This is a genomic window from Microbacterium sp. 22215 (assembly GCF_052045655.1).
Taxonomy (GTDB): domain Bacteria; phylum Actinomycetota; class Actinomycetes; order Actinomycetales; family Microbacteriaceae; genus Microbacterium; species Microbacterium phyllosphaerae.
In genome coordinates this window covers 107,355-120,016 of record NZ_JBQEPC010000003.1, presented here as the reverse complement: position 1 = coordinate 120,016, position 12,662 = coordinate 107,355, and the positions used below count along the sequence as shown (strand labels likewise).

Here is a 12,662-nt window from a genome sequence, read left to right as displayed (position 1 = left end):
TCCTGCCACCCGGACGGGCGGCGCCGGCGTCAGTAGCTCGCGCGGGGCGCGTCGTCGGATGCAGTGATGAAGCGCGCGGCCAGCGCCTCGGACGCCCGCGCGAGCATCGCCACGTCGGCACCGACGGCGACGAAGTCCGCACCGGCGGCGATGTAGGCGTCGGCCGCGGACGGATCGAAAGCGTTGACTCCGACGGGCTTGCCTGCAGCCTTCACCGCCGCGAAGACCCGTTCCACCGCGGACACGACCTCCGGATGCGCCTGCTGGCCCAGCAGGCCCATCGACGCCGAGAGGTCGGACGGACCGACGAAGACGGCGTCGACGCCGTCGACCGCAGCGATCTCAGCGGCCGCCTCGACTCCGGCAGCCGTCTCGACCTGCACCGTCAGAGACGTGTGCGTGGCGGAGTCCTGAAGATAGCCGTCGACGCGGTTCCAGCGGGCACTGCGGGCGAGAGCGCTGCCGACTCCGCGCACGCCCTCGGGCGGATAGCGGGTCGCCGCGACGGCGGCCAGTGCCTCGTCGGCGGACGAGACCATCGGCACGATGAGGTTCTGTGCGCCGAGGTCGAGGACCTGCTTGATCGCGACGGCGTCGTTGAACGGCACCCGCACGACCGGAGTGATCGGATACGCGGCGACGACCTGCAGTTGCAGCAGGGTCGATTCGAGCGTGTTCGCCGAGTGCTCCATGTCGATGAGCATCCAGTCGAGGCCGGATCCTGCGGCCACCTCGGTGACGAGCGGGCTGCCCGAACAGGCCCACATGCCGATCAGCGATCGGTCGGAGGTGGCGAGCTGCTCGCGGAAGGAGGGGCTCAGATGAAGCGGCATTCGATCGTTCCCATCGGTCCGTAGTCGCACAGCACCTGATCGCCGCGCGACACCCACATCGGGCGTGTGAACGATCCTGCCAGGATGATCTCCCCGGCCTCCAGACGCGCGCCGTGCTGGTGGAACTTGTTCGCGAGCCACGCGACACCGGTGGCGGGGTGCCCCAGCACGCCGGCAGCGACGCCGGTCTCCTCGATCTCGCCGTTGCGCGACAGTACGCCGGGCACCCAGCGGAGGTCGATCTCGTCCGGGCGCTTGCGAACGGTTCCGAGCACCATCGCGCCGTACGCGGCGTTGTCGCTGATCGTGTCCACGATCGTGCGCCCCTCGAGCTCGATGTGCGAGTTCAGCACCTCGAGCGCCGGCACCGCGTAGTCGATCGCCGCGAGTGCGTCGTCGAGAGTGCAGTCGGGGCCCTCCAGCGGATGCTTGAGCACGAAGGCGAGCTCGACCTCGATGCGCACGTTCGAGAAGTGATCGACGGGGATCTCGGCTCCCGACTCGTACACGGTGTCGTCGAACATGACGCCGTAGTCGGGCTCGGTGATGCCCGTGGCCTGCTGCATCGCCTTGGACGTCAGGCCGATCTTGCGGCCGACCAGCCGGCGCCCGGCCGCGACCTGCGAGTCGCGCCACACGCCCTGGATCGCATACGAATCCTCGACAGTCGCCTCCGGATACCGCGCGGTGATCCGAGGGATCACGGAGTGGCTCCGGTCGGCCTCGGCGAGCTCCGCGGCGATCTGCGTGACGGTGTCTGCGGACAGCATCCGTGTCTCCTCTGTGCCTGAACCTGCGGGCGAATCGATCAGAGCTGGTGGCCGAGCTTGTACTCGCCCTGCTTGTACTCGGGCATGGCCTCGTCGTCGGGCCGTGTGTACGAGAAGCCGTCTGCACCGATCGTGACGGCCATCTCGGAGCTGTCGGTGCGCGCCACGACCGGCTGCGGGTTGCCGTCGAGATCGAGCACCAGCGAGGCCTCGGTGTACCACGAGGGCACGACCGGGTTGCCCCACCAGTCGCGGCGCTGGTTGTCGTGCACGTCCCACGTGATGACGGGGTTGTCGGGGTCGCCCGTGTAGTAGTCCTGCGTGTAGACCTCGACGCGGTGGCCGTCGGGGTCGCGCAGGTACAGGTAGAACGCGTTCGAGACGCCGTGGCGGCCGGGGCCGCGTTCGATCGCGTCGGAGCGACGGAGGGCGCCGAGCTTGTCGCAGATCGCGAGGATGTTGTGCTTCTCGTGCGTCGCGAAGCACACGTGGTGCATGCGCGGCCCGTCGCCGCCGGTCATCGCGGTGTCGTGCACGGTGGGCTTGCGGCGCATCCACGCGGCGTACACGGTGCCCTCGTCGTCCTGGATGTCCTCCGTCACGCGGAACCCGAGATCCTGCATGAACTTGACCGCACGCGGCACGTCGGGGGTGACCTGGTTGAAGTGGTCGAGACGCACGAGCTCGCCGGGGATGTGCAGGTCGTAGCGCCACGACATCCGCTCGACGTGGTCGGACTGGTGGAAGAACTCGATGGGGAAGCCCAGCGGGTCGACCACACGCACCGAGTCGCCGACGCCCTTGACGAAGCCCTCGGGGTTGCGGCGCACGTCGCAGCCGAGCTCGGTGTAGAACGCGACGGCGAGGTCGAGGTCGGCCGCCGAGCGCACGCGGTACGAGAACGCGGCGACCGCGGCGATCGGTCCCTTGCGCAGCACGAGGTTGTGGTGGATGAACTCCTCGGTCGAGCGGAGGTAGATCGCCTCGTCGTCCTCTTCCGTCACGTACAGGCCCAGGACGTCGACGTAGAACACCCGGGAGGCGGCGAGGTCGGTGACGACCAGTTCCATGTACGCGCAGCGGAGTACATCCGGGGGCGTGCTCTCGGGTGTCGCCACCGGGTTGTCGGTCTGGATCGGAGCCTCCTGGCTCACGTAGTAGCCCGATGAGGTCAGCGTCTTCGCAGTCTTGTCGGTCATTGCAGGGTCCTTGCTCAGTTCTTGCCGAAGGTCGGGTTGTGGGCGCCGCCGAGCGTGATGTGCACGCTCTGCTGGTCGGTGTAGAAGTCGATCGAGCGGTAGCCGCCCTCATGGCCGAGGCCCGAGGCCTTGACGCCGCCGAACGGGGTGCGGAGGTCGCGCACGTTGTTGCTGTTCAGCCACACCATGCCGGCCTCGACGGACTGCGCGAAGTTGTGCGCGCGCTTCAGGTCGTTCGTCCAGATGTAGGCGGCGAGGCCGTACTTCGTGTTGTTCGCGAGGGCCAGCGCCTCATCATCGGAGTCGAACGGCGTGATCGCGACGACCGGGCCGAAGATCTCCTCCTGGAAGATGCGGGCGTCGGGGGAGACGTCTGCGAACACCGTCGGGGCGACGAAGTTGCCCTCGTCGAATCCCTCGGGGCGTCCGCCGCCGGCGACGAGGCGGCCCTCGGTCTTGCCGATCTCGACGTAGCTCATCACCTTGTCGTAGTGCTCGGGGTGCACGAGCGCGCCGACCTCGGTGGCCGGGTCGTGCGGGTAGCCCACCGTGACGCGCTTCGCCTGCGCGGCGTAGCGCTCGACGAACTCCTCGTAGATCGATCGCTCGACGAGGATGCGGGAGCCTGCGGTGCAGCGCTCGCCGTTGAGCGAGAAGACACCGAAGATGGTCGCGTCGACGGCGGCCTCGAGATCGGCGTCGGCGAAGACGACCGCGGGTGACTTGCCGCCGAGTTCCATCGAGAGTCCCTTGAGGAAAGGAGCCGCGTTGCCGAAGATCAACTGTCCGGTCGAGCTCTCGCCCGTGAACGAGATGAGCGGCACGTCGGGGTGCTTCACCAGGGCGTCCCCGGCGTCTTCGCCGAGGCCGTTCACGAGGTTGAAGACGCCCTGGGGCAGGCCGGCCTCCTCGAAGATCCCGGCCCAGAGCGAGGCGGAGAGGGGTGTGAACTCGGCGGGCTTGAGCACGACCGTGTTGCCGGTCGCGAGCGCGGGGCCGAGCTTCCACGATTCCAGCATGAAGGGCGTGTTCCACGGCGTGATGAGGCCGGCGACGCCGATCGGCTTGCGGTTGACGTAGTTCATCTGCTTGCCGGGCACCTTGAAGGCGTCGTCGGACTGCGCGACGATCAGGTCGGCGAAGAAGCGGAAGTTCTCGGCGGCACGGCGGGCCTGGCCGAGAGCCTGCGTGATCGGCAGGCCGGAGTCGTACGACTCGAGCTCGGCGAGACGGGCATCGCGGGACTCGACGAGGTCGGCGATCCGGTGCAGCACGCGCGAACGCTCGCGGGGGAGCATCCGCGGCCAGGGGCCCTCGTCGAACGCGCGCTTCGCTGCGGCGACGGCGAGTTCGATGTCGGCCTTCTTGCCGGCGGCGGCGGTGGTGTACGTCTTGTTCGTCACCGGGTCGAGCACATCGAACGTGTCGCCGTCGACCGAGTCGACGAACGCGCCGTCGATGTAGTGCTGGATGTGGTCGGGCAGGTCGGCGGGGATACGGGAATCGGTCATGACTCGTCTCCTGGGTTGTGGTGAGAACGTGCGTGGAGCGCATCGAGGAAGGCGTCCCTCGTGCGCAGACGGTGGTTGCGGGCGGCGAGCTCGATCTCGAGCGGGTCTGCACCTGCGCGGATCAGCTCGAGGATCTCGGTGTGCTCCTCGACGGAGTGCTGGGCGCGCCCCGGTACATACGCGAAGGTGGAATCTCGGATGCCGGACAGCCGCGCCCAGCCCCGGTGCACGAGGTCGAGCAGGTGCGGGTTCGGGCACGGCTCGAAGAGCAGCGAGTGGAACTGGCGGTTGAGCTCTGTGAACGCGTGGGGATCGAGGTGATCGAGCATCCGCGTCATCCGCTCGTTGACCGCCTCTGCCGAATCGAGCGCCGCAGCGTCGAGGAGCGGCGCGGAGAGCGCGGTCGCCGCGCCCTCGACCAACCCGAGCGTCTGCATGGTGTGCGCGTACTCGCTCTCGTCGACGAGGGTCACGCGCGCACCGACGTTGCGCTCGAAGGTCACGAGACCCTCGGCCTCGAGGCGCCGGATGGCCTCGCGCACGGGTACGACGCTCATGCCGAGCTCCTCCGCGAGCGAGCCGAGCACGAGTCGGTACCCCGGTCCGAAGACGTGCCCCGAGATGCGGGAGCGGATCCAGGCGTACGCCTGCTCGGACTTGCTGGCGTTCGCGACGGTGGTCATGCGCGCGGTCCGCGGTCGGACGCCGCGCCGGTCGAAGCCTCGTACTTCTCGCGCCAGGCGGCGTTGAGGGGGAACAGCCCGTCGACGGGGTGACCTGCGGCGACCTGCTCGGCGATCCAGGCGTCCTCGATCTCCTGCGCGAGAGTGTCGTCCGCGACCTGCTCGGCGAGAGCAGGCGGGATCACGACGACGCCGTCGCTGTCGCCGACGATGATGTCGCCGGGCTGCACGGTCGCGCCGCCGCACGAGATGGTGATGTCGGAATCCCACGGCACGTGCTTGCGGCCGAGGACCGAGGGGTGCGCGCCCTGCGAGAAGACCGGGAGTCCGATCTCGGCGACCGCGTCGAAGTCGCGCACGCCGCCGTCGGTGACGACACCGGCCGCGCCACGGGCGCGAGCACGCAGCGCGAGGATGTCGCCGAGTGTTCCGGTCGTCGCGTCGCCCCTGGCCTCGATGACGATGATCTCGCCCTCGTCGACGGCGTCGAAGGTGCGCTTCTGCGCGTTGTAACCGCCGCCGTGGGTCTTGAACAGATCTTCACGGAAGGGAACGAATCGCAGCGTCTTCGCGGTGCCGACGATCTTGCTGCCGGGGATGTTCGCGGCCACGCCGTCGATGAAGCACGAATGGTGACCGCGCTTGCGCAGCTGGGCCGAGAGGCCGGCGGTCGGCGCCTCCATCAGCTTCGCGCGCAGTTCGGGGGAGAGGGCGGGCGCGGTCGATTCGGCGGGAAGCCCGGCCTCCTCGCGGGAGCCCCACGCCTCGGTGCGCTGCAGATCGTCGACGGCGGGGAGCGATCCGACCTCGGCATCGAAGGCGATCTCGCCCTGGGTCACGGTCGTCACGAGTCGGCCGGACGTGGGGGAGCCCGCGGCATCCGGAGCATCCACCTCGATCTCGACCACGTCTCCGGGGGCGATCACCGAGGACCCGGCGGGAGTTCCGGTCAGGATGACGTCGCCCGGTTCGAGAGTGAAGTGCTGGGAGAGGTCGGCCACGAGCTGGGCGAGCGGGAAGATCAGCCCGGCGGTCGTGTCGTCCTGGCGCAGGTCTCCGTTGACCCAGGTGCGGATGCGGAGTGCGGTGGGATCGACGGTGCGTGCGTCGATGAGTTCGGGGCCGAGGGGCGTGTACCCGTCACCGCCCTTCGACCGGACGTTGGATCCTTTGTCGTTGGCGCGCAGGTCGTAGAGCCCGAGGTCGTTCGACGCGGTGACCCACCCGACGTGGTCCCAGGCGTCGTCGAGGGAGACGTGGTGGGCCGCGGTGCCGATGACGAGGGCGATCTCACCCTCGAACGCGAGCAGTTCGGTGCCTGCGGGGCGTTCGACCGTGCCGCCGGAGACGCCGACCGAGCTGGACGGCTTGAAGAAGTAGGAGGGGGCTGCGGGCCGCCGGCCACGCTGATCAGCACGTGAGGCGTAGCTCAGGTGGATCGCGATGATCTTTCCGGGGCGGGTGATGGATGCCGTCACGGTGCGCCTCCTCGCGCTCTCGTCGACGCCTTGTGCGTCGTATTCGAAATCATATATCATCGTGTCACCCCTCGGCAAGCAACTCGAAATCATCTCGCGAGCGAGCCGTGACAATGCGGTCACAACCAAAGGAGACACCCCTATGAGCGGGCAGTCACAGGCTGGGTTCACACCCACCGGAACCATCGCGACCCCGGCCGATCGGCGCCGTGTCGTGTTCGCCACCGTCGTCGGCACCACCGTCGAGTGGTACGACTTCTTCATCTACGCCACGGCCGTCGGCCTGGTCTTCGGTCAGCTGTTCTTCGAGCCGCTGGGCGCCAACAGTGCCATCATCGCCTTCGCCACCGTCGGTGTGAGCTTCCTGTTCCGTCCGCTCGGAGCCTTCCTCGCCGGGCACTTCGGCGACAAGCTCGGACGCAAGACCGTGCTCATGTGGACGCTGATCCTGATGGGCGCGGCGACGGCGCTGATCGGAATCCTGCCGACCTATGACGCGATCGGCATCACCGCGCCGATCCTGCTGGTGCTGCTGCGCATCATCCAGGGCATCTCCGCCGGTGGCGAGTGGGGCGGCGCGGTGCTGATGGCCGTCGAGCACGCCCCGCGCACCAAGCGAGGCATCTTCGGTGCATCGCCGCAGATCGGCGTGCCGCTCGGCCTGCTGCTCGCGTCGGGCGTCATGGCGCTGATGACGGCGATCGCTCCCGGCGAGCAGTTCGCGATCTGGGGGTGGCGCATCCCGTTCCTGCTGAGCGTCGTGCTGATCCTCGTCGGCTACTACGTGCGCCGCAAGGTCGAGGAGAGCCCCGTCTTCACCGAGCTCGCCGAGCGCAAGGAGAAGGCGAAGATGCCGATCGTGCAGCTGTTCCGCAAGCACCTGCTGCTCGTGATCATCGCGGCTCTCGTGTTCGCGGGCAACAACGCCGTCGGATACATGACGACGGGTGGCTACATCCAGGGATACGCCACCGACCCCGAGGGGCCGATCGGACTCGAGCGGGGTGCCGTGCTCTGGGCGGTCGCCGGCTCCGCCGTGACCTGGCTGCTCACGACGCTGCTGGCGGGCTGGATCTCCGACCGGATCGGTCGCCGCACGACGTACATCATCGGCTGGGTCATGCAGCTCGTGGGTGTCTTCACACTGTTCCCGCTGGTCAACACGGGAGAGATCGGGATGCTGTTCGCGGGGCTCGCGATCCTCACGATCGGCCTCGGCTTCACCTACGGGCCGCAGGCGGCGCTCTACACGGAGCTCTTCCCTGCCAGCATCCGCTTCTCGGGTGTCTCGATCTCGTACGCGATCGGTGCGATCGCCGGTGGTGCGTTCGCCCCGACCATCGCGACCGCGATCGTGCAGGCGACCGGCTCGACGCAGGCGGTCACCTGGTATCTCGCGGGCATGACGGTGCTCGGCCTGATCGCCACGCTGCTGCTGCGCGACCGCTCCGGAATCCCGCTGGGGCCGGACCACGAGGAGCAGCAGTCCGTGAGCCCGATCTACGGCGTCGCCAAGGCCTGAGCTCGGTCAGCCGTCCACGATTCAGCATCGACGATGGTGCAGGCGATGCGTCGCTCCGGAGCTATCGGGGCGACGCATCCGCCGTCTCTCCGCTCATGCTGAATCGTGAACGGCGTCAGCCCTCGAGCGCGTCGCGGATCGCGGACGCCGAACGCCTGAGCCGCTCGGCGATCTCGGCGTCGTCGAGATCGGTGGCGACGTGCACGACGGCGATCGTCGCGGGGCGCTGACCGCGGAGCACGAGGGGGACCGCGACCGACTGCACGGTGGGGATCACCTCGTCGTGGCTCGTCGCGTATCCGCGCGTGCGTGCTTCGTCGACCTCGGCTCGGAGTGCGCTGCCCGCGTCGGCCGGCCATTCGGAGGCGTGGAGCTGCGTCAGGATCGCCTTCCCCGGTGCGCCGACGGTCACGGAGTGGCGCGCGCCGGGGCGCTGAGCGACGCTCGCGATCGCGTGTCGGGGCTCGATGCTCGCGAGCGTGATGCAGTCGTCGCCGTCGAGGACGCCGAGGAAGCAGGTCATGCCGAGTTCGTTCGCGATCGCGGTGAGCTCGGGGAGAGCCTCGGCCTGCAGGTCGTGGGCGACGCCGGCCGCGAGGGCCGCCATGCGGGGGCCGAGGGTGACGGAACCCGAGCCGTCGCGGCCGATGAGCCGGTGGTCTTCCAGCGTGCGCAGCAGGCGGTAGGCGATGGACCGGTGCACGTCGAGGCGTGCGGCGATCTCGTCGATCGTGAGGGGAGCGCGCGCGTCGGCCAGCACCTCGAGGATCCGGATGCCGCGGCTGAGCGTCTGCGAGGCCGGAGTGCTTTCGGGCATGCGGGGGCTCCCTTGCGTTCCGAGACGAGCGTCTTTAAGCTTTGTTCAATAGTAGAACGTTGTGTTCGAATATAGAACACGATTCGTTCGATGGCAACACCTGACAGAGAAGTCCGGAAGGAATCGACGACGATGCAGTTCCACCACCACGGTTATGTCTCCGGAGACCCCCGCGTGAAGGATGCCGCGGGTATCGGCACGGACCGCCCCGCAGACCTTCCCGACGAGATCGACGTCCTCATCGTCGGCTCCGGACCGGCGGGCATGCTGCTCGCCGCCCAGATGTCGCAGTACCCCGGGGTCTCCACGCGGATCATCGAGAAGCGCGACGGACGGCTCGTGCTCGGACAGGCCGACGGCATCCAGCCGCGCAGCGTCGAGACGTTCCAAGCCTTCGGCTTCGCCGAGCGCATCATCGCCGAGGCGTACAACATCGGCTGGATGAACTTCTGGGGACCGAACCCCGATGCGCCGAGCGAGATCTTGCGCACCTCGCGCACCGCTGACTACGCCTACGACATCTGCGAGTTCCCGCACCTGATCGTCAACCAGGCGCGCGTGCTCGACTACTTCGCCGAGGCCGCGGCGAACGGCCCCGGTCGCATCGTCCCCGACTACGGCATCGAGTTCATGCGGCTGACCGTGCACGACGAGGGCGAGTACCCGGTCGAGGTCGCGCTGCGATACGTCGCGGGGGAGCGGGCGGGTGAGGAACGCACGATCCGAGCCAAGTACGTCGCGGGCTGCGACGGTGCGCGCAGCGGCGTGCGCCAGGCGATCGGGCGAACGCACGTCGGGGGCAGCGCTGCCCACGCCTGGGGCGTCATGGATGTGCTCGTGAACACGGACTTCCCCGACTGGCGCACCAAGTGCGCGATCAACTCGGAGGCGGGAAACATCCTGCACATCCCGCGCGAGGGCGGATACCTCAGCCGGATGTACATCGACCTCGGCGAGGTCGCCGAAGACGACGACCACCGAGTGCGGCAGACGCCGATCGAAAACATCATCGCCAAGGCGAACGCGATCCTCAGCCCCTACACGCTCGACGTCAAGGAGGTCGCCTGGCACAGCGTCTACGAGGTGGGGCACCGGGTGACCGACGGGTTCGACGACGTGATCGACGGGTCGGGCCGCACGCCGCGGGTGTTCCTCACGGGCGATGCCTGCCACACGCACAGCGCCAAGGCGGGTCAGGGCATGAACGTGTCGATGCAGGACGGCTTCAACCTCGGGTGGAAGCTCGGCTCCGTCCTCACCGGGCGGGCGCCCGAGGCGCTGCTCGCGACGTACGGCGCCGAGCGCCGACCGGTGGCCCAGCAGCTCATCGACTTCGACCGGGAGTGGTCGACGCTCATGGCGCGCAAGCCCTCGGAGATCATCGACCCCAGCGACCTCGCCACCTACTACCTCGCGACCGCGGAGTTCCCCTCCGGATTCATGACCCAGTACACCTCGTCGATGATCACGGGTTCCGACGCGCACCAGGCGCTCGCCGCAGGGTTCCCCCTCGGCAAGCGCTTCAAGTCGGCAGAGGTCGTGCGGGTGGGCGACGGCAACGTCGTGCACCTCGGCCACCACGCCAAGGCCGACGGACGATGGCGCGTCTACGCATTCGGAGGTCGGGATGCCGCGACGCTCGACGCGTGGGCGTCGCAGGCGGAGCCTGTGCTGGCGCGCTTCACGCCGGCGGATGCCGATCAGGACGCCGTCTTCGACGTCAAGGCGATCTACCAGCAGCCGTACGAAGAGGTCGAGGTCACGTCGGCTCCCGCGCTGTTCCAGCCGAGGACCGGTCCGCTCGGTCTCACCGACTGGGAGAAGGTCTACGCCGCCGGGCCGTCGAAGTGGACGGAGATCGACATCTTCGAGGCGCGTGAGCTCTCACGAGACGGTGTCGTCGTGGTGGTGCGCCCCGATCAGTACGTCGCCGCGATCCTGCCGCTGGATGCCGTCGATGAGCTGGCGTCGTTCTTCGAGGGGGCATTGCTGCCCGCGTCCTGACAGAGCCCTGGTGGGTGTCGGAGGTCCCGCGTAGCCTGAGGGCCGATGGGCGCCGACGCCCACGACGAGGAGTGTGTGATGACCTGGAAGATCGAGCTCATCTTCATGCCGGTGACCGATGTCGACCGCTCGAAGGAGTTCTACACGAAGATCGGATTCAACCCCGACCACGATCAGGTGCCGTATGAGGGTCTGCGTTTCGTGCAGATGACCCCGCCCGGTTCGGCCTGCTCGATCGCGTTCGGCACGGGGCTCGAGATCCCACTCGAGCCCGGGCAGCAGAAGACGATCCAGGTGGTGGTGCCGAACGCCGATGAGGCGAAGGCTCAACTCGAGGCCGTGGGTGTGACGACGAAGGGCGTCGAAGAGCTGGGCTGGGGCCGCTTCGTCTGGTTCGACGACCCCGACGGCAACACCTGGACCCTGCAGGAGCTGCCGGACTACAGCGCGCAGGCCTGACGCGGCGGGCGGTCAGCGGTCAGCGCGCGGAGCGTCAGCGTGCGGAGATCGTGCGCAGCCCCTCGGGCGCGCCTACCGGGAACAGCACGCGGATGCCGGACTCGATGTCGGCGATCGGCACCCAGCGCACCGGGCTGCCCTCATCGAGGATGCGGAGCTCGGCGTCGAGAGGCACGGCGTCGAGCTCCGCACAGGTCACTGCGAAGACGTGGGCGATCTCGTGCCCGGGTTCGCCCTCGTAGGTGAAGATGTTCTCGAAGACGCCGAGAGGCTCCGCATCCTGGAGCGAGACGCCGAGCTCTTCCATGAACTCTCGACGGAGCGCTTCCGCCGCGGTCTCGCCGAACTCGATGCCGCCGCCGATCGCGCGGAGAAAGTCGAGTCCGCGCGAGCGGTCGTGTCCTTCGAGGGCGAGCACATGCCCGTCTTTCACGGGCAGACCGACGGCGATGTTGCGGATGGCAGGCATCCCGGAAGGCTAACGCAGGCCGGGTTCAGGAGGAATCACCCGATGCGCGTCGCGCCACCGGACACGACGATGCCGCCAGCATCCGGAATGGACACCGTGAGCAGGCTCGGGCGGCGCACGTGCGCACCCTGGTGGATCCCGACCGTCCTCTCGGAGTGGCCCTGCGCACGCAGGTATGCGCCGACGGATGCCGCCGCTGATCCCGTCGCCGGGTCTTCGGTGATGCGACCGACCGGGAACAGGTTGCGCGCGTCGAAGTCCGCAGGGCTCACCGCGTGCAGCACTGTCACGGTGCCGAGCCATCCCTGTTCGCGCATGAGCGCGGCGACGTCGGCGGGGGAGAAGCGGAACTGATCGAACAGCTCTCGGTCGCGGAGAGTGATGACCGGATGCCAGTTGCCGGCGAACGCCTCCTTCGGAGGGAAGCGCTCGTCGAGATCCGCGACGTCGACGCTCAACAGGCTCAGGAGTCTCTCGAGCACCGATGGATCGAGATCGCGCACCTGGGGCTCGACGCTCGTGAACGACACGATGATCCGTGCGTCTGCGTCGGCGACCGATCGCAGCGTGACGGCCCCGGCATCGGTGTCGAAGACCACGTCGCCGGTGCCGTCGCGCTCGGCGAGGGCGACGGCGGTGGCGACCGTCGCGTGACCGCAGAACGGCACTTCCGCCGCAGGCGACCAATAGCGCACCCGATAACGAGGAATCGGTGCATCCGCGGCCCGGCCGACGACGAACGCGGTCTCGGAGTATCCGACGTCGGCGGCGATGCGCTGCATCCGCTCCTCGCTCATGCCGCTTGCGTCGAGGACGACCCCTGCAGGATTCCCTCCAGCGGGGGTCGCCGCGAAGGCGCTGTAGCGCAGGACGTCGAGCTCATCGGTCATGACGAGGAGCCTAGCGATCAGACGGCC

The 12,662-nt window shown here is 68.4% G+C and carries 12 protein-coding genes; 3 read left to right on the top strand and 9 right to left on the bottom strand.

What is annotated here, in order from left to right; genetic code table 11:
- Nucleotides 1-29: 29 nt before the first annotated feature.
- Genes ACTJKH_RS06560 through ACTJKH_RS06535 form a run of 6 tightly spaced genes read right to left on the bottom strand, consistent with a single transcriptional unit; the run spans nt 30 to nt 6,474 of the window.
- The gene (locus tag ACTJKH_RS06560) at nt 30-833 is read right to left on the bottom strand and encodes an HpcH/HpaI aldolase family protein (protein WP_440736245.1); all 804 of its coding nucleotides are present in this window, start codon (nt 831-833) and stop codon (nt 30-32) included.
- Complete coding sequence (locus ACTJKH_RS06555; protein ID WP_440736244.1) at nt 818-1,603, bottom strand: 2-keto-4-pentenoate hydratase; 786 nt, start codon at nt 1,601-1,603, stop codon at nt 818-820. The genes ACTJKH_RS06560 and ACTJKH_RS06555 overlap by 16 nt, the downstream gene beginning before the upstream one ends.
- Nucleotides 1,604-1,641: 38 nt before the next feature.
- Complete coding sequence (gene hpaD, locus ACTJKH_RS06550; protein WP_440736243.1) at nt 1,642-2,802, bottom strand: 3,4-dihydroxyphenylacetate 2,3-dioxygenase; 1,161 nt, start codon at nt 2,800-2,802, stop codon at nt 1,642-1,644.
- Nucleotides 2,803-2,816: 14 nt separating this feature from the next.
- Entirely contained in the window at nt 2,817-4,313 is a 1,497-nt protein-coding gene (gene hpaE, locus ACTJKH_RS06545; protein ID WP_440736242.1) for a 5-carboxymethyl-2-hydroxymuconate semialdehyde dehydrogenase, read from the bottom strand.
- A complete protein-coding gene (locus tag ACTJKH_RS06540; RefSeq protein ID WP_440736241.1) occupies nt 4,310-4,996 on the bottom strand; it encodes a GntR family transcriptional regulator in 687 nt (228 codons plus the stop codon). Before ACTJKH_RS06540 ends, hpaE begins: the two co-directional genes overlap by 4 nt.
- On the bottom strand, nt 4,993-6,474 hold the full coding sequence (locus ACTJKH_RS06535) for a fumarylacetoacetate hydrolase family protein (protein WP_440736240.1): 1,482 nt from the start codon (nt 6,472-6,474) through the stop codon (nt 4,993-4,995). The genes ACTJKH_RS06540 and ACTJKH_RS06535 overlap by 4 nt, the downstream gene beginning before the upstream one ends.
- 142 nt (nt 6,475-6,616) lie before the next feature.
- Here ACTJKH_RS06535 and ACTJKH_RS06530 point away from each other — a divergent pair, with 142 nt between their 5' ends.
- Nucleotides 6,617-7,996 carry an MFS transporter gene (locus tag ACTJKH_RS06530; protein ID WP_440736239.1) on the top strand — a complete coding sequence of 460 codons (1,380 nt, stop codon included), beginning with the start codon at nt 6,617-6,619 and terminating at the stop codon, nt 7,994-7,996.
- Between the two features lie 115 nt (nt 7,997-8,111).
- On the opposite strand, the gene ACTJKH_RS06525 is transcribed toward ACTJKH_RS06530, so the two are convergent.
- Nucleotides 8,112-8,813 carry an IclR family transcriptional regulator gene (locus ACTJKH_RS06525; RefSeq protein ID WP_440736238.1) on the bottom strand — a complete coding sequence of 234 codons (702 nt, stop codon included), beginning with the start codon at nt 8,811-8,813 and terminating at the stop codon, nt 8,112-8,114.
- A 132-nt stretch (nt 8,814-8,945) separates the two neighbouring features.
- Between ACTJKH_RS06525 and ACTJKH_RS06520 the strand changes: the two genes are divergently transcribed.
- Both ACTJKH_RS06520 and ACTJKH_RS06515 read left to right on the top strand, forming a co-directional pair.
- On the top strand, nt 8,946-10,817 hold the full coding sequence (locus ACTJKH_RS06520; RefSeq protein WP_440736436.1) for an FAD-dependent monooxygenase: 1,872 nt from the start codon (nt 8,946-8,948) through the stop codon (nt 10,815-10,817).
- A gap of 78 nt (nt 10,818-10,895) precedes the next feature.
- Nucleotides 10,896-11,276, top strand: a complete 381-nt coding sequence (locus ACTJKH_RS06515; protein WP_210097292.1) for a VOC family protein — start codon at nt 10,896-10,898, stop codon at nt 11,274-11,276.
- A 34-nt stretch (nt 11,277-11,310) separates the two neighbouring features.
- Here the strand turns inward: ACTJKH_RS06515 and ACTJKH_RS06510 are convergent, their stop codons facing one another.
- Both ACTJKH_RS06510 and ACTJKH_RS06505 read right to left on the bottom strand, forming a co-directional pair.
- Nucleotides 11,311-11,745, bottom strand: a complete 435-nt coding sequence (locus ACTJKH_RS06510) for an NUDIX hydrolase (RefSeq protein ID WP_259160102.1) — start codon at nt 11,743-11,745, stop codon at nt 11,311-11,313.
- Nucleotides 11,746-11,780: 35 nt separating this feature from the next.
- Nucleotides 11,781-12,635 carry a PhzF family phenazine biosynthesis protein gene (locus ACTJKH_RS06505; protein WP_440736237.1) on the bottom strand — a complete coding sequence of 285 codons (855 nt, stop codon included), beginning with the start codon at nt 12,633-12,635 and terminating at the stop codon, nt 11,781-11,783.
- Between the last annotated feature and the right edge of the window lie 27 nt (nt 12,636-12,662).

Coding starts and splice junctions, on each gene's coding strand:
- ACTJKH_RS06560 (WP_440736245.1), bottom strand. CDS start 833: ATGCCGCTTCATCTGAGCCCCTCCTTCCGCGAGCAGCTCGCCACCTCC.
- ACTJKH_RS06555 (WP_440736244.1), bottom strand. CDS start 1,603: ATGCTGTCCGCAGACACCGTCACGCAGATCGCCGCGGAGCTCGCCGAG.
- hpaD (WP_440736243.1), bottom strand. CDS start 2,802: ATGACCGACAAGACTGCGAAGACGCTGACCTCATCGGGCTACTACGTG.
- hpaE (WP_440736242.1), bottom strand. CDS start 4,313: ATGACCGATTCCCGTATCCCCGCCGACCTGCCCGACCACATCCAGCAC.
- ACTJKH_RS06540 (WP_440736241.1), bottom strand. CDS start 4,996: ATGACCACCGTCGCGAACGCCAGCAAGTCCGAGCAGGCGTACGCCTGG.
- ACTJKH_RS06530 (WP_440736239.1), top strand. CDS start 6,617: ATGAGCGGGCAGTCACAGGCTGGGTTCACACCCACCGGAACCATCGCG.
- ACTJKH_RS06525 (WP_440736238.1), bottom strand. CDS start 8,813: ATGCCCGAAAGCACTCCGGCCTCGCAGACGCTCAGCCGCGGCATCCGG.
- ACTJKH_RS06520 (WP_440736436.1), top strand. CDS start 8,946: ATGCAGTTCCACCACCACGGTTATGTCTCCGGAGACCCCCGCGTGAAG.
- ACTJKH_RS06515 (WP_210097292.1), top strand. CDS start 10,896: ATGACCTGGAAGATCGAGCTCATCTTCATGCCGGTGACCGATGTCGAC.
- ACTJKH_RS06510 (WP_259160102.1), bottom strand. CDS start 11,745: ATGCCTGCCATCCGCAACATCGCCGTCGGTCTGCCCGTGAAAGACGGG.
- ACTJKH_RS06505 (WP_440736237.1), bottom strand. CDS start 12,635: ATGACCGATGAGCTCGACGTCCTGCGCTACAGCGCCTTCGCGGCGACC.